Below are 18,971 nucleotides of genomic sequence, written 5' to 3'. Positions count from 1 at the left end.
TATAGGTAGTTTGGAACAATATGATTCTCATAAAATTAGGCGGTTCAATTATCACAAATAAAGAAAAACCACTATCACCAAGAAAAAAAACAATAGATAATCTTGCAAAGAACCTAAAAAAAATCAAAGAACCCATAGTGATTGTTCATGGAGGAGGATCCTATGGGCATTATTGGTCTGTAAAATATGATATGCACACTAAAGAAAAGAAATACGATTTGAAAGGAGTTGCAATTGTAAAAAACTCCATGATAGAACTAAACAAAATAATTTTAGATTCATTTTTAAAAAATAAATTAAATCCATATTGTCTTCCACCTACTGATTTTATGACAGGAAACAAACCTATTATAAAAAAGGTAAGAGAGATTGAAAAAATTGCAAAATCAGGCTTGATTCCAGTGACTTTTGGGGATGCATTATGGTATGGCCAAAACAAGACATTCATTTTATCAGGAGATAAAATAATGACACATCTTGCAAAAACTCTAAAACCTAAGATTTGTATTTTTGCATTAAATGAAGACGGAGTGTATTCAGATCTAAAATCTAAGAAATTAATTCATGAATTAAAAGGAGAACACCCATCAATTTCAGAAAATAAGATGGACGTAACAGGCGGAATGACTAGAAAGATACAAGAAGCATCCAAGATTTCAAAAATGGGAATGAATGTATTTTTTGTTAACGGGAACAAACCTAAAAGAATAGTGAAAGCGGTTAAAAATAGGAAATTTGAAGGGACATTGTTTAGAGGAAAATAATGGCTGAAGAATTTGTTATCTTAGTTGATGAAAACGATAATCCAATTGGAAAAGAAGAGAAAGTAAAATGTCATTTACCAAAGGGAAAACTACACAGAGCATTTACTGCATTACTATTTGATGATGAAGGAAGATTGGTTCTTACAAGAAGAGCGAAGGAAAAAATGTTATGGCCAGGAGATTGGGATGGAACATTTGCAAGTCATCCTAGAGAATCTGAAACATATGTCTCATCTGGAGAGAGAAGAATGCCAGAAGAATTAGGAATTGAAGGTAAATTAGATTATTTACACAAATTTGAGTATCATGTACCCTACAAGGATGTAGGTTCAGAAAATGAAATCTGTGGAACCCTGATTGCAATTATTGATAAATCCACAGAATTAAAAAAAATTGAAGGAGAGATAGATGAAATAAAATGGATTTCATCTACTGAATTACTCTCGGAAATTAAGAAAAACCCTCAGATTTATTGTCCATGGATGCTAATCGCATTAGAGTTACTTGACAAATCGGATAAATCCATGCTAGAAAAGCATGCAAATATTTTATCTACATGGATGACTAGTGATGTTCATGAGGGGTTGCAAAGTGCAATCAAAACTCATTTGCCACAAGAAAAATGGAGATTAGTAAATGCAAAAAACTAAGCAAATTGAAAAAAATGCAAAAATTGTAAACAAATTTCTTAAATCAAAATTAAAAGGAAATCCAAAAAAACTCTATGATGCTGCAGGTCATCTAATTATTCACGGTGGAAAAAGACTCAGACCATACATGGTAATTAGAAGTTGCCAAATTTTAGGTGGGAAAGTAAGTGATGCAATGCCAGCTGCTAGTGCAGTAGAAATGGTTCATAATTTTACTTTAGTCCATGATGACATAATGGACAATGATGAAATGCGTCATGGAGTTCCAACAACACATAGAAAATATGGAATGCCAATTGCAATTCTTGCAGGAGATGTATTATTTTCAAAAGCATATCAGGTAATTTCTGATACAAAATTATCACCTACTGCAACAACACATATTATTTCAAGACTTGCAAAAGCATGCGTTGATGTTTGTGAAGGACAACTGCTAGATGTGAAAATGGCCGAAGAGAAGAAAATCCCAACACAGTCACAATACATTACAATGATTGGAAAGAAAACAGCAGCACTTTTTGATGTCTCGTGTTCAATGGGAGCAATATGTGCAACAAGTAAAGATAAAGATATTTCAAATCTTTCTTCATTTGGAAGGAATTTGGGAATCGCATTTCAAATTACTGATGATCTGATTGGGGTAATGGGAGATCCAAAAATTACTAAAAAACCAGTAGGAAATGATCTAAGGGAAGGCAAAAAATCGCTTCCAATCTTAATGGCAATAAAGTTTGCAAAAGGTAAAGATAAAAAAATTATTTTAAAGGCATTTGGAAATTCTAAAATTTCAAGAAATGATCTCAGTAAGGCAGTAGAGGTAATTCGTTCTCTTGGAATCGAGGAAAGTGTTCGAAAACAGGCACTAAAATACGCTGAAAAAGCTGAAAAATCGCTATCAAAATACTCGGGTTCGGCAAAAAATGAACTTATTGCACTATTAGATTTCGTAGTTAAGAGAAGTGTCTAGACACCATTAGGTAGATTACAATGGATGAAGAAATTAGAAAAGAAATTAGAAAAATGGCGCTCCAAAATGCCTTTGAACACGGAGGTCAAACTCAAGATAAAATAATTTTGGGAAAAATTCTTGGAACAAAACCAGAGTTTAGAACAAAAGTAAAAGAAATCTCAGAAGACATATCAGAGATTGTTGCATCTGTGAATCAATTATCATTAGATAAGCAACAAAAAGAAATGGAAAAAAATTTTCCAGAAGCATTAGCTCCTAAAGAAAAAATAGAAGAAAGGGAAGGATTACCAGAATTAAAAGATGCAGTACAAGGAAAAGTTATTACGCGATTTCCTCCAGAACCAAATGGCTATCCACATATTGGACACGCAAAAGCTGCAATAATTAATTCAGAATATGCAAAGATGTACGGAGGGAAATTCATTCTTAGAATGGATGATACAAATCCAGAAGCTGAGAGAATGGAATATCATGCAGCAATAAAGGTAGGATTAGAATGGCTTGGAATAAAATTTGATCAAGTAAAAAATACTTCAGATGATATGGAATTATTTTATGAAAAAGGAATTGAGTTGATTAATTCTGGAAAAGCATATGTCTGTACTTGTAAAAGAGAAGACATCAGTAAAAACAGAAGAGAAAGAAAAGCTTGTAAATGTAGTATGGAAGATATTGAGAAGAATAATAAAAATTGGGAAAAGATGGAAAATAAATTCAAACCTGGAGAAGCCATAGTAAGATTCCGAGGAGATATGAAAGCAGATAATGCAGTTATGAGAGATCCTGTGCTGTTACGAATTATCGATGAAAAACATTACACAGTAGGGGACAAATACAGAATTTGGCCTAGTTATGATTTTGCAGTAGCAATTGAAGATAGCATTGATGGTGTTACACATGCTTTTCGTTCAAAAGAATTTGAATTAAGAAAAGAGCTAATTGATGCTATTTTAGATGCTTTAGACATGAGAAAACCACAACAAGGCTTTTTTTCCAGGCTCGAATTCAAAGGAATGCCCATATCAAAGAGGATAATCAAGCCTTTGATTGAAGAAGGAAAAGTTTCATGGTATGACGATCCTAGACTACCAACCTTAGAAGCACTAAGAAGAAGAGGAATCAAACCAGAAGCGATTAGAAAATTTATCATGTCTTTAGGACTAACTAAAGCAAATACACTTGCACCATTTGATGCTCTTGAAGCATTTAATCGAAAATTTGTAGACGCAGACAGCATTAGACTGTTTATGATAAAAAATGCCAAGAAATTAAAAATAAAAAATTTACCAATTTCAGCAATTGAGATTCCTAATCATCCAATAAATGATATGGGTAAAAGAAAAATCGAAATTACTGAAGATTTTTACATTTCGGGAGATGATGCACAGACAATTAACGAGCAGACATCGATTAGACTTTTAGGATTAGGTAATGTTTTGATCACAAAAATAAGTGATGAATTTGAAGGGGAATTTGTTGGAGAAGGTGATTCATCTAACATACCAAAAATTCAATGGGTTCCTCAAAAAACAGCTCATGAAATTAAAATGGTTATTCCAAAAATTTTGTTTAATGGTGAAGAGTTCAATGAAAATAGTTTAGAGGAATTAGACGTTTATACAGAACCTCATTATCTACAATTAAAAGAAGGAGAAGAGATTCAGTTTGTTAGATTTGGATATTGTAGAAAAGATTCACAAAATCAAGCAATTTTTACACACAAGTGATCAATGATGAAAATAGCACGATTGTCACATGAAAATAATGAGACATATGGATTTGTCAAAGAGGATAAAGTTGCAACAAAAGATGAGATAACTTACCTTACTGGGGTTCCAATTCCACATAACGTCAAAGATTTTCTTTTTGATGGATGGTTTGATGAAATTAAAAATAAAATTCAAGATTTACCGTATAAAGAAAACCTATCCAAATTCAAATTGCTACCACCAATTCCAAATCCAAATAAAATAATTTGTTTGGCCTTCAATTATGTAGATCATGCTAAAGAACAGGGATTAACTGCGCCTGAAGATCCTGCAATTGTCATAAAACCAAGAACCGCTCTTAGGGGAAATGACTCCTATATTGAATGCCCAGATTTTGTAACACAGCTAGATTATGAGGTAGAATTAGCATTGATAATTGGAAAAAATTGTAAAAATGTAAGTGTAGAAGAGTCATCAAAGGTAATTTTTGGATACATGGTATTCAATGATGTCTCAGCTAGAGATATTCAGTTTAAAGATAAGCAGTTCACAAGAGGAAAGAGTTTTGATTCGTTTGCACCATGTGGACCATGGATTACAACTGTTGATGAGATTCAAGATGTTCAAAATCTAAAACTAACAACAAAAATCAATGGGGAACTAAGACAAAATTCTTCTACAAGCAATATGTTCATAAAGATACCAGAAATAATTTCAAAGATTTCTAAAGTAATGACATTAGAAAAAGGAGATATAATCTCTACAGGTACCCCCGCGGGAGTAATGCTAAACAAACCAAATGCAGTATTTCTAAAAGATGGAGATAAGGTTGAGATGGAAATTGAGGGTTTAGGGGTTTTAAACAATACAATAAAAGTTGTAAAATCAGTCTAGTTGTTTTTTTAGCAAATGAAATGATAATTTATGTTCTAAGAGATTGCAGTTAGATAATTTTTCCCTAGTCAAAATCTGAATTCTACTGTAATTATTTTGTGCAGCAAAATTTTGTAAAAAAAGTATTATTTGTAATGTACTTTTTTTATATCCTGAAAATAAACTGACAATTAGAGTATTATCAAAATGCTCAGAATCAGTTAGAATTGCAGTGGAAACTTTACCATCAATTTTGGATTGAATTATTTTATTTTGTTTAGAAAATTCAGACACCACATCATCATCAATTGGAAACCATCTCCAAGATTTCACATAATGAGTACAGACATTACAATCTAGAGATTTTGCAAAAATAATATCAAAATTTGAGTTTTTTTTAGGCTCAAGTGAGTAAAAATTCCAAGTTTGGTAAATTTTGTATTGTAATGATTTTGCCATAGAGAGTGAAATCAAATTTTCAGTATCAATTAACATTAGGGATAGTAAGAAATTATTCTGTTTACCCAACAATTCAATATGTTGTACTAGTTGAGAGGCAATTTTTTGTTTTCGAGAATCTGGATCTACTCTAATTCCTTCTATCCAAATTTGATCTTTTGAAAATAGTGCATGACAAATGCCAACAGGAGATTGTTTTTCAAAAACAAACAACAATCCTTCAGATAACCAAAAATCCCAAACATGTTCAACATAATCTCCCCAAGAAAAAGTATTTTGGCAAAATTTTAAAACTTGATGTTTATCTGAAGGCTTTGCGTTTCTAATCATGTATACGAAAAAATATTAAGCATTATCAGATAAAAACCTCAATGGGAAAAATTATTGCAGGAAAAACATCAGATATTCCTCCTGGAAAAATGATCAAAGTATCGATTGATGGAAGAGATGTTTTAGTTGCAAATATTGATGGAGAGTATTTTGCTACAGATGATTCATGTACTCATTCGGGTGCAAGTCTTTCAGAAGGCAAATTAGATGGATGTGTCATTACATGTGGATGGCACGCGGCAGAGTTTGATTGTAAGACAGGAAAATTAGTTAAATTCCCAGCAAAAATTAGAGATTTAACATCATACAACGTTGTGGTAGAATCCGATAGCGTATTTGTAGAGATGTAACTATATACTTCTAATTTTTAATAAAAGGTGGAAAAAATGGCTGACGAAAAACAAAATAAAGAATCAATGAAAGAGGCAATTGAAACATTAAATCAGATCATATCAAGTAGTTCAACTCCAAAAACAATAAAGAAATCCATTACTGATCTAATTACTGACTTGAATAATAAAGAATATTCGTTATCAGTAAGAGCTGCAAATACAATTAGTTTGTTAGATGATGTTACGCAGGATCCCAACATGCCTTCTTATGTTAGAACTCAGTTATGGCAAGCAGTTTCAAAATTAGAAAGCATAAGAGAATAAATTCTCGTTTTTAAAATAAATATTATTGAAAATTGACGAATATCTAGAAACACTTCCTGAAAATGTACTTAGTGGGGAAGATGTACAATTACCAGAAAAATCTCTAAAAGATATTTTCAAATTTGTTAAACTCAAAAAAGATGATATTTTTTATCATTTAGGTTGTGGAGATGAAAAAGGAGTAGAAATTGCAGTAAATGAATTTGGAGTAAAAAAAGCAGTTGGCATAGATTATAATTCTGACAAAATTAAAAAGGCTAAAAAAAATCTTGAAGAAAAAAAGATTCAAGTTGAATTAATCTGCCAAGATATTTTAAATGCAGATATCTCAGATGCAACAGTAATTCTATTTTGGTTCACAGATGAAAATGTGACAAACCAGATGTTAAAAAAATTTGAAAATCTGAAACCAGAAACAAAAATAGTTACTATTTGGGGCCCTCTTCCCGATTGTATTCCAGATAAAGTAGAATTTCCATACATCATTAACAAAATTCCATTCAAAAAAGCAAAAAGCATGCAAGAGCAATTACTAGCAATATTTGGTGTGAAATGTGTTGATTTTGTTACAGCATGGGAATTTGCAGAAAGATACACAAAAGCGATTGGATCACCAGAAATCAAAAACGATAGATTTCTTACAATAATTCAGACTCTAGTTATATGGATCAATGCAAAAAAATTGGGAGTTGCTTGTGGAGATGACATTCCAGAATCGATTCAAACATACATCAAGCTCATGAAAATGAATTTTGATATAGATTTTGAACCCATGTTAAAAGAATAATTCCTGTAATCCTTTTATTTTGTTTGCACATAAATCAATCATGGATGGAAGAATGCACATTAATGTATCAGCAGTTGATTATGATAAAACAAGTAAGGCACTTACAAGACAATTATCGCTTTTAGAAGAAATGGTTCATGGGGAAGAAGATTTTGTAATGACAGACTCTGAATTTGCCTTTGGATGGCATTTTTTTGTTCTAAGTGTAAACAAGTCACTTGTTCAAAAATTAGTGGATATGATGGGCCCTGATTTTGAAAAATTAAAGGGAAAAGGCACTGAAAAGAAGTTTTTAACATGGTTGACTAATAATCTAGAAAGCAAATCACCCAGATTCAAACTTGCCATAAAAGAAGAGATGGAATCAAGTAAATTTGGAATATTTTAGTCAGTGTAAGAGATAGTTTTCTCAAATAAGAATATGTTGGCAACAAGACATGATCATATTTTGTAATAGTAAAAACTAATGAAATAATGGAAAGATTATAAGAGTTTTTTAGAATCTTTGATGACATCAAACAAAAATGTGAGATTTTCAGCTATTTGCAATTTAGATGACCAATTATGATTTCAAAAACGTCGTGATGATATTAGACAGCTGTTTTCCTTAGAAGAAACAAAAGAACAATTGAATCATGGAAATCACATGCAGAGATCAAAGACAAGGTTGGTAAACCTCGATACTCAGTTACATCATATGAGAAAATTAGGAGAATGACTTTTCCTATTGATGAGGAACATTTACTCTTCATCAGCATGGATAACAGGGACGAGGAAGTAGAATTATTCAAAAGCATCAATATAAAAAATATCTCAAGATTATTGGATATAGGACCTACAAAATTATAATTGCTGCTAATTGTTAAAACGACTTTTCGACCTTAAAAAGAAATTATGAAAATGATAGAGGACCCTTGAGGTGACTTGTCAAATTAGTTCAAGGCCCTCATTATTTTAGGCGTAAAAATGACTGGATCACATACCAATAATCGTTTTACAAACATCCCCAGAAACTAGCGAAATTACTGTTGTAACACAAATCAATTGACAGATTCATCTGGTTTCTGAAATGATTGAATCACGTTATTAAAAAATACAAATGACAATACTGCTCCCGCACCTGCAAGTATAGATAACATGATTACAAAATCAGTTCCTGCCAATCCTGAAACGCCAGTGTAAGGATCCAGATACGGAGTTCCAGAGCCTGCTCCAGGGTTTGACACCACTGAATCTACCTTTGTCTTTGCCAAGTAAAGCGATTCATCCATAGAGTTTGCAAGGCCAGTTCCAGGGATTTTGATAGGCAAACTAAACTGAGAGTACCAGCTCTGTATTGGCTCTAATAGTCTACTTTCAGCAGACATTACAATTACAGACATTGCAGTTATTGCAGAGGTAACTCCCATTCCAAATACTTTGGATATTGAATGAAAAGAACGCAACAGTAGTTTGCTTTGTTTTGTTTTCTCTGTAATTTTTGAAGGAGTAATTACAATTGCAAGCTTTGATGCCTTGTAGTAGTTCATGTCACGTGCCTTTGAGTTTTTCTCAGTTTTTGATACACATACAAGCTCAATTTGTTGCATTTTTTCTAGATAGTGTTTAACTAGTTGCAATGACATGTTTGTTTTTTGAGCAATCTCATTTGCAGTTAGTTCATCATCAAATAACAAATTCAAAATAGAAATGCTTGACTTGTTTGAAATTACTTTGGCTAGAATTTTCATTTTTTCATCATCTAATGAGAAAATATTTACAGCATCTACAGGCTTTGAAGTCTCATTGCTCATAGGTGTATAATATAGGACATTATAGTATGTAAGGATTAGTAAAACAAAAATTTCATCAAACCCTTTATGCAAAAATCACCTAAGTAATTCAATGAGTGGAAAAAAGATAATCATGACAGGAGTGATGTTAAGTGTTTTGATATTGCCTTCTGTTAGCAGCCTTGCATTTGCACAATACCTGCCATCTTCTGCAAATACTGGACTTGAAGATTACATCAAGCTTTCAGAAGACAGAGTAAGAATTGCAAATGAGAACCCCAGTACAGGTTCTGGGACTCCAATGTTTGCAGCAGACGGAGTGCTTGGTGCTCTTATACTGTCTACAGGCGTGTTTGGCGGAATTGCCACTGCCTTTTTTGTAAGGGGTCGCAAGGGAAAATATGCTGCAATGGGAAGAGGATAATCTCTTCTTCCAATTTTTTTATAGTTAATTCTACATACACAAAGGCTGAAATTCTTTCATCATCTAGCAACTGCCTCATATCCAATACGTCCCATGTTTAATCTAACTTCAACATACGGATCTTGTTCGTAAAAAGATACAAGGTCTTTCATGCTTTGCTCAAATTCATTTTCAAGATTTTTCAACTCATGGATTTTGTTTTTCAGAAGAGTTTCTTTTTGAGATTCATATCTTTCTCTTATCTCGCCAATTTTTATACTAAGTTCTTTTTGTGACATTCCTGAACGCTGAGTATAATCAAGAGTTACGTTTTTTTCATCACGTTTTGATTCAGCTAATGCATCATCATATTTTTTATCATACAGTTTTTTTAGTTCTATCTTCTTTTCTTCATATTCTTTTTTCATTTCCCATATTTGCAAATTTACTTCTTCAGTTCTCTGAGAGTTATCTTTATTCTCAATGCTGGTTGCTACATAGTCATCAACACTGTGAAATTCTGCAAGTCCTTGCTCTATCCAGTTTTTTGCAGTATCATCAAGTATGCAGGAATATTTCTGAGTTTCAATGTTAAATATTACTACAAACCCATCATTACATTTTGTAAGTGGCGTAACAGGTTCTTGATCAAACTGATTTTGTCCATCTCCTGTAATCTCACCCATTCCATGACGTACCCACATCTCTGCAGTAGAACCGCTTACACAAACATAGTCATCTGCATGAAATCTATACACTACAACATGTCCATCCCTACATTTGGTATTAGGATTTGTTTGGCTAAGATCCTCCCAAGACACTACATCATCAGGGTTTGCCTCCAAATAGGCAGGGTTTGTCCTGTAATCCTCATAGTATTTTCGTAGTTGTTCGCCAGTTATAGGAGAGTCAGTGAATTGGCCTTCTTTATCAAAGAGAATTTGTTGTGAATAATATGCCAAGTTATGATTTACATTAAACTGGGAATTTGTTTCGATAAGTTCTATTCTTTTAGTTTCAGCTGCTGTAAAATATGCTTGAAGTGCATCTTGTCTGGAACCTCCATCAGCAAGTACTTCTTTGAATGCATCTCTTCCTGCCTTGACCTTTTGTTCCTTGAATTCAAACTGATCCCAAAAAACATTTTGCACTTGAGAATCAGGAATCTTGTCTACAAATCTATCAAATGCATTGTAAGAGGAAAAATACTCCCATAATTTTTCCCATTCTGCAAGATCTTGATTTAGTATTTGAAGAGAATGTGCTCTTTTTTCCTCCAACTCTTTTTGTGTTTTCAGTTTTTCATAGTTTCTTTGCTCAAGATCAGCAATCCATTTTTTTGTCTGCTCTATCTTTTTTAGAATATCTTGTGCAACAGGATTGTTTTGAAGATCACCTGACAACGTTGTTTGATTATTTGTCGCAACTGATTCCTGTGCAAATGCAGGACTTACTGCAAAAAACAATGCAAACGCAACACTAATGACAAGAATTTTCACGCCCACCATAAAAAAACCGACATGGTTTTTCCTTATAATAGGCACTGATAAATTGTTAGTAAAAATGGCAATTTTTACGCACAAAGTAATGATAAAGTCGGGTCAAAATTGACCCAACCTAGGTTAGGGTATGGTCTGATACAAGATGAATGACTCCCATCAATTGTATAATGATATCAGGCAAATATCACATAAAAGCCAGACGTAGAAATTATTCATACAAATCATAAGAATATCCTAAATATTATTTTACAAAACAATACATAATTGGAACTGTCACCAAGAAACTAAACGTTTTTGGTCTTAAGTTCTAATTATTTTGGAATGATGATATTTTATTTTTGTACATATTTTTCATTTTCTAACTCGGCAAATTCTTTACAGTCGTATTTTCCTATTTTGGATACTAAATCCTCTTGAGGAAGTTCAAACTGGTGAACTTTTTGATAGTAACAATGAAAATCCATATTTTTCATCACATTGTTTTCATCAAAAAATAAATTCATTCTAACAAGATAACCATCCTCACTTCCTGAAAAGTAAGATATGTGATCATCTCTCAGAGAGGTCCGTGCATTTTCATATTGCATATGAAATGCCTTAACCTCAGGAGTGTTTTTGAATAGTTCAATTACTTTATGTTTGTCATTTACTTTTTCTTGTTCATTTATACACTCATGCATTCGGGTTATCCAAGCGTCTGCAACATCCTCACTTGGAAATTCAGGGTAAAAATGATTCAGATTTTTACAATCCATATTAAGAAATTCTTGGGCAGATGGAATGGTAAAAAGAGTGTCATTTATCATCTTAGTTTCTTCGAGTTTTGAGATATCCCCAATTAGATGCATTATACCATAAAATGCAAAGAGAATCAAAACGGCAATACCAACATTTCTTGCAAATTTTTTCTTGTATTCAGGACCAACAGGAGTGAAAAAATAATTAAAATTATTCATACTAATCTAATGCAAAATCACCATAATTAGTTATAATTTTCACTATACTTTTAGACGGAAGGTCAAAAGTGAGGGCCCTCGAGGGGAATCGAACTCCTGTCCGAGGATCCACAATCCTCTATACTAACCACTGTACTACGAAGGCCACAAATTAGAAAAAAAGAGTATCCAGTAATAATCTTTGATTTTTTATGAAAATCAGACTGTAGATTTATTATTAACCATATGAAATTTCTATTATGAGATTTTGGTGGATTGCAATGGCCATTACAATTGGACTAACATATTACGGTGGAATGTATTTACTTCCATACAAGTAATGGAGCCTAAAATTTTAGCATAATTTTCAATTTCAGGGTAATTAGAGATTTCATACAAATTGATAACGATCGCTTTAAATTTGTTGTATCAGGGTATTTTTCGACATGAGAAAGGGATTCATCTCAAATCGATTACGCTCAGGTAGAAAATCCATAGAGAGTTCTATCGAGAAAAAAACTGAGACCATACAAGCAGAGAAATTTGTATGGACTGACTTACAGAATCCAGATCGAAATGATGTGGAAGAACTAGCTGCAAAATACAATTTCAATGCTCTAAACATTGAAGACTGTATGACTAAATTTGAACTCCCAAAATTAGATAGTTATGATGACCATTTCTTCGTAATTCTTCATTTTCCACCACTTAGCCAAAAAGTAGGAATTTCAAAAAATAGTCAATTATCAATATTTGTAGGAAAGGATTTTCTAGTAACAATTCATCAAGGAGATCTCAAACCACTTGTGGAATTAGTAGATATTTGTAAATCAAATTCAGATGAACAAAGAAAAAACAAAATATTACAAAAATCTTCAGGGCTATTACTTCATGAAATTATAGATGTGTTAGTAGATGATCTTTTACACACCTCTAGAAAGATTATTGCTAATTTAGATGAAATTGAAGACAGAGTGTTTGATGAAACAAAACCAGTAGCAAGAAGTATTGCGTTACTTAGGAGAGAGATTAACAGACTAAGAAGAATAGCTAATCCCCTAAAGAAATTTGTTTTAGAGATTACAAAAAATGTAAAAAGGTTTTCTGAAAGAGACGAAGAGAATCTTTCATTATACTTTGATGATGTAATTGATCACATTGACAAAGTAATTGAAACACTAGAAGAATCAAGAGAAACAATGGAGATTTACAAAGATACTGATTTTGTATTAAGTACAGAAAAAACAAACAAAGTACTTGCAGTTTTAACCATCATATTTACACTAGCAATTCCTGCAACAGTTATCGGAACATTTTATGGAATGAATGTAAATTTACCAGGAGGGGTTGGAGATAATCTAATGTTCTTAGGACCATTTACAACTTTCATAATTGTAATTCTTGCATCAGCAATTCCAGCAATTTTGATGTTTACATATTTCAAAAAATTAGGCTGGATCAATAACTAAAACAATAACCTACAATTTTTCATGCAGGTTTACTTTAACCTTAGTTAATGACTGCTCTAAATTGTCAGGGATTATTATTAGAAGACCAGAATTATTTCCCACATTATTACATTCTCCACTAAAACTCTGATAATTCTGGGCAGAACATTCATCACCAGAATAATAATGAAATATTTCAGAATTTAGATAATGTTCTAACTGTTTTTCTGAATTTACAAAATAAACATCAAACCATGAATTTTTATCATTTATTGAAACAGAGAATTCATAGGAAGTAGATTCGTGAGAAGTACAAATTGGTATAAACTGGACATATGATTCAGACGCAGTCTGCTTTTCAATACCCATATTTGGTAAAATTGTGATATACGGATCATCATTTAATTGAGCACCTTTTACAAATTCGATTTTATTACGAAGAGAATCAATTGCTAGTCTATACAACATAGGTTTCCAACTTGATTCACAGTTACTGAATTCATGTTTTAATTCTACGTAAGATTTTCCATTTTGAGATTGTAGTTGATTAGAATTATAGTTAATTAAAGAAGTAATATCAGAAGGATCTGTAGAATACACATTTTGATCAGAATTTGAATTCGACCAAACATTTGTTATATCAAATAAAATATTTCCAGGATAACTATTCCATTCCTCTTGAAGATGTACATAAATTGAATATTTGTTAATATCTTGTTCATAAGGCAATCCAAAAATTAGATGACCAAAAAAGGCATTTGTAAAAATTAAAACAAATGCAAAAATTGGGAGAACAACATAAAGAATTCTTTTCATAAAATCACCAAGGGTTTAAAAAAACAGAGAGTTTGACTCTAATATTTGATTCCAAAAGAATAGAGTTTTAATATGAATTTAAAAAATTTCATAGAATTTGTTGTTGATTGATAAAAATCAGATTAGATAAATACCAGATAATGCCACTATGTTTATGGGCAAAATAAAAATACGAACTGGAAGGGGAACAGGAACTATTGAAGTAGATGACGACCCTAAAAAATGGTCAGGAGATGAATTTAGAAAAATTCAAGAAGCAAGGAAAAAAGCTGCTGCAAACAGAATGGTACATACTGGTAGAGGAACAGGTTCTAGAAAACTTGGGGATATGCCAGAACCAAAAGCTAGACCATCAACAGAAGGAATGACTAGAGTCACAGGTAGAGGAACAGGTTCTAGAAAGAGTAAAAACAAAGGTACATCATAAATTCCTCAAAATTTCATTTTTATGATTTTACATTGAACAATAATGTCAGATTTTGACATCAGGATTTTCAGCTTTGACTTTTTCCCAGTCTTTAAGAAAATTTTCTAAACCAATTTTAGTCAATGGGTGTTGAAGCATCTTATCTAACACTCCAGGAGGTAAAGTGACCACATCAGCCCCAATTTTTGCAGCTTCTACTACATGCATTGGATGGCGTACACTTGCAACTAAAATTTTAGTTCCAAAATTATAATTTGAAAAAATTTCTTTTATTTCTTTAATTAAATGCATTCCATCTTGACCAATATCATCTAATCGTCCAATAAATGGACTGACATATTTTGCACCTGATTTTGCAGCAAGTAAAGCTTGGTTTGGAGAAAACACCAGCGTTACATTTACAGGAATTCCTTCAGATGAAAGTGATTTGCATGCTTTTAGTCCATCAGGAGTCATAGGAACTTTTACAACAACATTTTCTCCATATTCACGTAATCGCTTTCCTTCTTCTAACATTCCAGAAAACTCAGTGCTAACAACTTCTAAACTAACATCACCCTTGATGATTTTTGTAATTTCTGCCATAGAATCTTTTGGATTGCCACTCTCTTTTGACATAAGAGATGGATTTGTAGTAATTCCGTCAAGCAATCCCATGTCATTAAATTTTCGTATGGATTCTAAATTGGCAGTATCAAGAAAAATTTTCATAGTTTTTTGCTCCTAATTTCTTTGACTTGTTTTACCATATTAAAAGATGTTATTCCATGTTTTTCTAAAAGTAAAGGAATTTCGTTATCACGAGCAGATTCACCAAACATGTCTTGAGCCCCAATTCTTTTGATGGGTACAGGATAAGATTCAGAAACAGATTCAGCCACAGCAGAACCCATTCCGCCTATAATATTATGTTCTTCAGCAGTAACAATACACCCAGTTTCACGAGCAGCCTTTTCTAAAATTGCATCATCTATTGGTTTAATGGAAAATATATCTAAGACTCTACAAGAAATCCCTTCTTGCTGAAGTGTTTCAGCAGCTTCTAATGCCATTCTCACAGTTATTCCACATGCAGCAATTGTGCAATCAGAGCCATCCCTCAAAGTTATTCCTTTTCCAATTTCAAAGTTCTGAGAATCTGAATGTACTAATGGAGTCTTTGATCTTGCCATTCGCATGTAAAATGGTCCATACTCATTTGCCATTAAAATTGTCAATTTAGAAACTGCAATGGTGTCAGCAGGAATAAAAACTCGAAAATTTGGAATTACTCTCATAATAGCAATATCTTCAATTTGTTGATGTGAACCACCATCAGGACCAACAGATAAACCGCCATGTGAAACAACGAATTTTACATTAAGGCCTTTTTTTCCTGGAGGTGAAGGATAAGCCACATTATTTCTAATTTGATCAACTGCTCTCCCTGGCAAAAATATGGCATAAGTACTTGCAAAGGGTATTTTTCCAGATACTGCTAATCCAGCAGAAGTTGTTACAAGATTTGCTTCGGCAATCCCAACATTGAAAAATCTATTTGGAAATTCTTTTCCAAAACTAGATGTTTTTAATGAATCAGTAGTGTCAGCGCCCAATACAACAACATTGGGATTTTCTTTTCCAATCTGGATTAAAGATTTTGAGTAGTCGGAACGCATGTCAGTCATTATTGGTTCATTCAAAGATACCCTTTCTCCCCTGCAATTTTTTTAATTTGTTCTTGTTTTTCTCCAACAACATGCAATCCAATCCATTTGTTTACTAATTCAGTTCCACCTAACTCATTAGCTTTATCAAGTAAAATTCCTCTTCTTGATTTCAAAACCTCATTTCTAAAATCTCTAATTGCAACACGAACATCTTGTTGACCAATAATTGCACCACCACCTACAAATGCACGAGCACCATCTGCAAAAACTGAGCCAATATTTTCAAGATTTACTCCACCATCAGCCTCAATATAGCCTGAAAAACTATGTTCTTTTAGGATGGAATTTAATCTAACCATTTTTGCATGTGTTTCTTCAATGTATTTTTGACCAGATTTGCCAGGTACCACAGACATGACAATAAGCTGATCAAGTGAAGGTAAGAATTTGTAAGACCACTCAGGTAATTCAGTATCAGGATTTATTGCAAATCCTACACCTACTTGATTTTGTTTTAGTAAATCATGGATTTCTCCAAAACTAGATTCATCAGTTACTTCTGCATGTACAGTAATGACATCACTACCTGCATCAATGTAATCCCTAACATGTTTTACAGGATCATCAATCATAAGATGAGAATCAAATGGAATTACAGTAAGTGGTCGTAATTCTTTGATTTTAGTATGATCAAAGGTTTTGTTTGGAACAAATTGTCCATCCATCACATCCAAATGAATGTAATCAGATCTGCCTGAAACACATCTTTTAACTTCATTTTCAAGATTGGTCATATCACCTGCAATAATTGAGGGTGCGATCATAAACTGAGAATCTAATTCAAGATTAATGATTGGTACAACATCAGAGTCTGGTGCTTTTCCATGCCATGCAGGATTGTCTTCCATATGTTCTACAGATTTTCCTTTAATTGTTCTTGAGATAATTATTGTTGGTACACCTTTTGTTGTATTAGCTTTAGCAATAGCTGAATCTATCTGTTCAATTCGATGTCCATCAATTTCAATCACATTCCAACCAAATGATCTCCATTTGTCACCAGTCTTCCATCTAGAAGCATCTTTCCACATTTCAGAAAGGTCATCACTTTCTAGTGTTTTGTCAAGAGGCATGATTTTTTCAGTGTAAGAATCCTGTTGAATGAAATTCCTATCAAGAAAAGCAGTAAGATTATCAACTTTGTATTTTGCTGCAGTCATTGCAGCTTCCCAAACTTGACCTTCATCAGACTCACCATCTCCAATAATTGTATAGACGTGATAATCCTTAGAATCAATTTTTCCTGCAAGTGCAATTCCCACAGAATATGACAAACCAGTACCCAAAGAGCCTCCACAAAATTCAACACCAGGGCACTTCAAATCTGGGTGTCCTTGTAATTTACTTCCAAATTTTCTCAAAGTTTCAAGTTCTGATTCTGGAAAATATCCAGCTACTGCCATGTTGGAGAATAGTCCTGGGGCAGCATGTCCTTTTGATAATACCAAACGATCTCGATCTTCCCATTGTGGGTTTTTAGGATCGAATTTCAAATATTTGTTAAATAAACAGCCTAAAATTTCTGCCATTGAAAAGGAACCTCCAGGATGACCCGAACCAGCGGCATTGGTGGCTTTAATTACTAATTTTCGGGCTCTAAGAATATTTTTCTTTATTTGATAATAATTAAGCCCCATATCGTTCGTTTTGACTTCAAATTTAATAAAAATCTACTTCTAAAACATATTCATTAAAAAAATTCCAATTAAACCACATAATATCAAAAATGAAGAGATCCATATAGTAAAAAATCAAAAGAATTTACAATGGTTTAATTACAGCAGAATTTAACAAATTTTGTAAGAAATGTCCTTTGGGGAAGAAAGAGAAATGCACACAGCAACATGTGGCGATTGTGGAAATGAATGTCAAGTTCCATTCAAACCAAAAGAGGACAGACCTGTATATTGTAGAGAATGCTTCCCAAACCATAGACCTGAAAGACGTAGTGGAGACAGGTTTGGGGGAAGATCAAGATTTAACAGACAAAGAGAAATGCACACAGCAACATGTGGCGATTGTGGAAATGAATGTCAAGTTCCATTCAAACCAAAAGAGGACAGACCTGTATATTGTAGAGAATGCTTCCCAAACCATAAGCAAAATACCAATGTTTAGAATTAGGAAAAATTTTTAGTTAATTTCAGAGTAATTATAATATGAAAATTAAAGAGAATTTTCCAATGGTAGTTTTTGATAATCAATGTTATTTATGCGTAAAATTTGCTAAATTTGTGGATTTTTTTGCCAGAGGAAAAATTAGGATGATTGGACATTATACGAAAACAGGTGAAGATATACGACAAAAAATTTTAGATAAATCTGCACTAGACATGTTTTGGTTTATTGATGAAAAAACAGCATATGGAGGGAGAGCAGCTTTGTTACCACTAATAAAAACAATTTTTTCAAAGAGAACAAGAAAATTTAGATCAGAAAGAATAGAAGAACAGTGTTTACAAGATTGTAAATCAGTTAAGGCAGTTTTTGTTAGATCATCGAGTTTAATTTCCAATAGTAGAGTCATAAAAAATCATGATGAAGTTCATATTTAATTACAAGAAATAGATTTTTAACCACAATATTGACTCGATTTTTTATGGCAGAACGTAAAACAATAATGATTGATGAAGATGTTGTTAAAAAAGTAAGAAATCTTCAAGCAAAGAAAATTAAAGAAACAGCTGCAACCGTAAGTTTTTCCTCGGTAATCAATGAAATGCTCAGAGAATGCAGTTAAGTATGTCATAAATCTAAATAA

Annotated in this window: 23 protein-coding genes and 1 tRNA gene; 15 read left to right on the top strand and 9 right to left on the bottom strand. The window is 32.6% G+C overall.

Annotated features, from left to right (window positions below; all coding sequences use genetic code 11):
* Positions 1 to 20: 20 nt before the first annotated feature.
* The 5 genes from C6989_RS04210 to C6989_RS04190 are packed head-to-tail and all read left to right on the top strand — an operon-like array spanning position 21 to position 4,987.
* Positions 21 to 764 carry an isopentenyl phosphate kinase gene (locus C6989_RS04210; protein WP_148702859.1) on the top strand — a complete coding sequence of 248 codons (744 nt, stop codon included), beginning with the start codon at positions 21 to 23 and terminating at the stop codon, positions 762 to 764.
* Positions 764 to 1,414, top strand: coding sequence for an isopentenyl-diphosphate Delta-isomerase (gene idi, locus C6989_RS04205; protein ID WP_148702858.1), 651 nt, complete (start codon positions 764 to 766; stop codon positions 1,412 to 1,414). The genes C6989_RS04210 and idi overlap by 1 nt, the downstream gene beginning before the upstream one ends.
* Positions 1,401 to 2,381 (top strand): polyprenyl synthetase family protein, encoded by a 981-nt coding sequence (locus C6989_RS04200; protein ID WP_182126413.1) that lies wholly within the window; start codon positions 1,401 to 1,403, stop codon positions 2,379 to 2,381. Before idi ends, C6989_RS04200 begins: the two co-directional genes overlap by 14 nt.
* 20 nt (positions 2,382 to 2,401) lie before the next feature.
* On the top strand, positions 2,402 to 4,111 hold the full coding sequence (locus C6989_RS04195) for a glutamate--tRNA ligase (protein ID WP_182126412.1): 1,710 nt from the start codon (positions 2,402 to 2,404) through the stop codon (positions 4,109 to 4,111).
* A 6-nt stretch (positions 4,112 to 4,117) separates the two neighbouring features.
* Positions 4,118 to 4,987 (top strand): fumarylacetoacetate hydrolase family protein, encoded by an 870-nt coding sequence (locus C6989_RS04190; RefSeq protein ID WP_182126411.1) that lies wholly within the window; start codon positions 4,118 to 4,120, stop codon positions 4,985 to 4,987.
* On the opposite strand, the gene C6989_RS04185 is transcribed toward C6989_RS04190, so the two are convergent.
* A complete protein-coding gene (locus C6989_RS04185; protein ID WP_182126410.1) occupies positions 4,979 to 5,755 on the bottom strand; it encodes a GNAT family N-acetyltransferase in 777 nt (258 codons plus the stop codon). The two genes, C6989_RS04190 and C6989_RS04185, sit on opposite strands and share 9 nt — an antisense overlap.
* A 41-nt stretch (positions 5,756 to 5,796) precedes the next feature.
* On the opposite strand from C6989_RS04185, the gene C6989_RS04180 reads away from it, so the two are divergent.
* The 4 genes from C6989_RS04180 to C6989_RS04165 are packed head-to-tail and all read left to right on the top strand — an operon-like array spanning position 5,797 to position 7,586.
* Positions 5,797 to 6,105, top strand: a complete 309-nt coding sequence (locus tag C6989_RS04180; RefSeq protein WP_148702853.1) for a Rieske (2Fe-2S) protein — start codon at positions 5,797 to 5,799, stop codon at positions 6,103 to 6,105.
* 36 nt (positions 6,106 to 6,141) lie between these two features.
* Positions 6,142 to 6,411 (top strand): UPF0147 family protein, encoded by a 270-nt coding sequence (locus C6989_RS04175; RefSeq protein WP_182126409.1) that lies wholly within the window; start codon positions 6,142 to 6,144, stop codon positions 6,409 to 6,411.
* Between the two features lie 25 nt (positions 6,412 to 6,436).
* On the top strand, positions 6,437 to 7,198 hold the full coding sequence (locus tag C6989_RS04170) for a methyltransferase domain-containing protein (RefSeq protein WP_182126408.1): 762 nt from the start codon (positions 6,437 to 6,439) through the stop codon (positions 7,196 to 7,198).
* Between the two features lie 40 nt (positions 7,199 to 7,238).
* Positions 7,239 to 7,586, top strand: a complete 348-nt coding sequence (locus C6989_RS04165) for a hypothetical protein (protein ID WP_182126407.1) — start codon at positions 7,239 to 7,241, stop codon at positions 7,584 to 7,586.
* Between the two features lie 652 nt (positions 7,587 to 8,238).
* Here the strand turns inward: C6989_RS04165 and C6989_RS04160 are convergent.
* The gene (locus C6989_RS04160) at positions 8,239 to 9,063 is read right to left on the bottom strand and encodes a winged helix-turn-helix domain-containing protein (protein ID WP_255464632.1); all 825 of its coding nucleotides are present in this window, start codon (positions 9,061 to 9,063) and stop codon (positions 8,239 to 8,241) included.
* Between the two features lie 19 nt (positions 9,064 to 9,082).
* Here C6989_RS04160 and C6989_RS04155 point away from each other — a divergent pair, with 19 nt between their 5' ends.
* Positions 9,083 to 9,394 (top strand): hypothetical protein, encoded by a 312-nt coding sequence (locus C6989_RS04155; RefSeq protein WP_148702849.1) that lies wholly within the window; start codon positions 9,083 to 9,085, stop codon positions 9,392 to 9,394.
* Between the two features lie 59 nt (positions 9,395 to 9,453).
* On the opposite strand, the gene C6989_RS04150 is transcribed toward C6989_RS04155, so the two are convergent.
* The 3 genes from C6989_RS04150 to C6989_RS04140 all read right to left on the bottom strand — a co-directional run bounded on the left by C6989_RS04150 (position 9,454) and on the right by C6989_RS04140 (position 11,976).
* Positions 9,454 to 10,881 carry a hypothetical protein gene (locus C6989_RS04150; protein ID WP_182126406.1) on the bottom strand — a complete coding sequence of 476 codons (1,428 nt, stop codon included), beginning with the start codon at positions 10,879 to 10,881 and terminating at the stop codon, positions 9,454 to 9,456.
* 326 nt (positions 10,882 to 11,207) lie between these two features.
* A complete protein-coding gene (locus C6989_RS04145) occupies positions 11,208 to 11,831 on the bottom strand; it encodes a hypothetical protein (protein WP_182126405.1) in 624 nt (207 codons plus the stop codon).
* A 73-nt stretch (positions 11,832 to 11,904) separates the two neighbouring features.
* Positions 11,905 to 11,976, bottom strand: a tRNA-His gene (locus tag C6989_RS04140).
* Positions 11,977 to 12,256: 280 nt separating this feature from the next.
* Here C6989_RS04140 and C6989_RS04135 point away from each other — a divergent pair.
* The gene (locus tag C6989_RS04135) at positions 12,257 to 13,279 is read left to right on the top strand and encodes a magnesium transporter CorA family protein (RefSeq protein WP_182126404.1); all 1,023 of its coding nucleotides are present in this window, start codon (positions 12,257 to 12,259) and stop codon (positions 13,277 to 13,279) included.
* 9 nt (positions 13,280 to 13,288) lie between these two features.
* Here the strand turns inward: C6989_RS04135 and C6989_RS04130 are convergent, their stop codons facing one another.
* On the bottom strand, positions 13,289 to 14,074 hold the full coding sequence (locus C6989_RS04130; RefSeq protein ID WP_182126403.1) for a hypothetical protein: 786 nt from the start codon (positions 14,072 to 14,074) through the stop codon (positions 13,289 to 13,291).
* 154 nt (positions 14,075 to 14,228) lie between these two features.
* Between C6989_RS04130 and C6989_RS04125 the strand changes: the two genes are divergently transcribed.
* Positions 14,229 to 14,501, top strand: a complete 273-nt coding sequence (locus C6989_RS04125; RefSeq protein WP_148702840.1) for a hypothetical protein — start codon at positions 14,229 to 14,231, stop codon at positions 14,499 to 14,501.
* A gap of 45 nt (positions 14,502 to 14,546) precedes the next feature.
* Here C6989_RS04125 and fsa read toward each other — a convergent pair whose 3' ends face one another.
* Genes fsa through C6989_RS04110 form a run of 3 tightly spaced genes read right to left on the bottom strand, consistent with a single transcriptional unit; the run spans position 14,547 to position 17,847 of the window.
* Entirely contained in the window at positions 14,547 to 15,212 is a 666-nt protein-coding gene (gene fsa, locus C6989_RS04120) for a fructose-6-phosphate aldolase (RefSeq protein ID WP_182126402.1), read from the bottom strand.
* The gene (locus tag C6989_RS04115) at positions 15,209 to 16,183 is read right to left on the bottom strand and encodes a transketolase family protein (RefSeq protein ID WP_182126401.1); all 975 of its coding nucleotides are present in this window, start codon (positions 16,181 to 16,183) and stop codon (positions 15,209 to 15,211) included. The genes fsa and C6989_RS04115 overlap by 4 nt, the downstream gene beginning before the upstream one ends.
* Entirely contained in the window at positions 16,180 to 17,847 is a 1,668-nt protein-coding gene (locus C6989_RS04110) for a ribulose-phosphate 3-epimerase (RefSeq protein WP_182126400.1), read from the bottom strand. Before C6989_RS04110 ends, C6989_RS04115 begins: the two co-directional genes overlap by 4 nt.
* 193 nt (positions 17,848 to 18,040) lie before the next feature.
* On the opposite strand from C6989_RS04110, the gene C6989_RS04105 reads away from it, so the two are divergent.
* Genes C6989_RS04105 through C6989_RS04095 form a run of 3 tightly spaced genes read left to right on the top strand, consistent with a single transcriptional unit; the run spans position 18,041 to position 18,950 of the window.
* Positions 18,041 to 18,328, top strand: a complete 288-nt coding sequence (locus C6989_RS04105) for a CxxC-x17-CxxC domain-containing protein (RefSeq protein WP_237087713.1) — start codon at positions 18,041 to 18,043, stop codon at positions 18,326 to 18,328.
* Between the two features lie 41 nt (positions 18,329 to 18,369).
* Complete coding sequence (locus C6989_RS04100; RefSeq protein WP_182126399.1) at positions 18,370 to 18,765, top strand: hypothetical protein; 396 nt, start codon at positions 18,370 to 18,372, stop codon at positions 18,763 to 18,765.
* A 44-nt stretch (positions 18,766 to 18,809) separates the two neighbouring features.
* On the top strand, positions 18,810 to 18,950 hold the full coding sequence (locus C6989_RS04095; protein ID WP_182126398.1) for a hypothetical protein: 141 nt from the start codon (positions 18,810 to 18,812) through the stop codon (positions 18,948 to 18,950).
* The last annotated feature ends 21 nt before the right edge of the window (positions 18,951 to 18,971 follow it).

The organism is Nitrosopumilus sp. b2, from assembly GCF_014078535.1.
Lineage (GTDB): Archaea > Thermoproteota > Nitrososphaeria > Nitrososphaerales > Nitrosopumilaceae > Nitrosopumilus > Nitrosopumilus piranensis.
This window is presented reverse-complemented; position numbering and strand designations above follow the sequence as displayed.

Bases quoted from the DNA above. Each gene is read 5' to 3' on its own strand.
- fsa (WP_182126402.1), bottom strand. From the start codon at position 15,212: ATGAAAATTTTTCTTGATACTGCCAATTTAGAATCCATACGAAAATTT.
- C6989_RS04175 (WP_182126409.1), top strand. From the start codon at position 6,142: ATGGCTGACGAAAAACAAAATAAAGAATCAATGAAAGAGGCAATTGAA.
- C6989_RS04135 (WP_182126404.1), top strand. From the start codon at position 12,257: ATGAGAAAGGGATTCATCTCAAATCGATTACGCTCAGGTAGAAAATCC.
- C6989_RS04210 (WP_148702859.1), top strand. From the start codon at position 21: ATGATTCTCATAAAATTAGGCGGTTCAATTATCACAAATAAAGAAAAA.
- C6989_RS04155 (WP_148702849.1), top strand. From the start codon at position 9,083: ATGAGTGGAAAAAAGATAATCATGACAGGAGTGATGTTAAGTGTTTTG.
- C6989_RS04185 (WP_182126410.1), bottom strand. From the start codon at position 5,755: ATGATTAGAAACGCAAAGCCTTCAGATAAACATCAAGTTTTAAAATTT.
- C6989_RS04105 (WP_237087713.1), top strand. From the start codon at position 18,041: ATGCACACAGCAACATGTGGCGATTGTGGAAATGAATGTCAAGTTCCA.
- C6989_RS04145 (WP_182126405.1), bottom strand. From the start codon at position 11,831: ATGAATAATTTTAATTATTTTTTCACTCCTGTTGGTCCTGAATACAAG.
- C6989_RS04195 (WP_182126412.1), top strand. From the start codon at position 2,402: ATGGATGAAGAAATTAGAAAAGAAATTAGAAAAATGGCGCTCCAAAAT.
- C6989_RS04095 (WP_182126398.1), top strand. From the start codon at position 18,810: ATGGCAGAACGTAAAACAATAATGATTGATGAAGATGTTGTTAAAAAA.
- C6989_RS04110 (WP_182126400.1), bottom strand. From the start codon at position 17,847: ATGGGGCTTAATTATTATCAAATAAAGAAAAATATTCTTAGAGCCCGA.
- C6989_RS04130 (WP_182126403.1), bottom strand. From the start codon at position 14,074: ATGAAAAGAATTCTTTATGTTGTTCTCCCAATTTTTGCATTTGTTTTA.
- C6989_RS04125 (WP_148702840.1), top strand. From the start codon at position 14,229: ATGGGCAAAATAAAAATACGAACTGGAAGGGGAACAGGAACTATTGAA.
- C6989_RS04150 (WP_182126406.1), bottom strand. From the start codon at position 10,881: ATGGTGGGCGTGAAAATTCTTGTCATTAGTGTTGCGTTTGCATTGTTT.
- C6989_RS04180 (WP_148702853.1), top strand. From the start codon at position 5,797: ATGGGAAAAATTATTGCAGGAAAAACATCAGATATTCCTCCTGGAAAA.
- C6989_RS04190 (WP_182126411.1), top strand. From the start codon at position 4,118: ATGAAAATAGCACGATTGTCACATGAAAATAATGAGACATATGGATTT.
- C6989_RS04200 (WP_182126413.1), top strand. From the start codon at position 1,401: ATGCAAAAAACTAAGCAAATTGAAAAAAATGCAAAAATTGTAAACAAA.
- C6989_RS04100 (WP_182126399.1), top strand. From the start codon at position 18,370: ATGAAAATTAAAGAGAATTTTCCAATGGTAGTTTTTGATAATCAATGT.
- idi (WP_148702858.1), top strand. From the start codon at position 764: ATGGCTGAAGAATTTGTTATCTTAGTTGATGAAAACGATAATCCAATT.
- C6989_RS04165 (WP_182126407.1), top strand. From the start codon at position 7,239: ATGGATGGAAGAATGCACATTAATGTATCAGCAGTTGATTATGATAAA.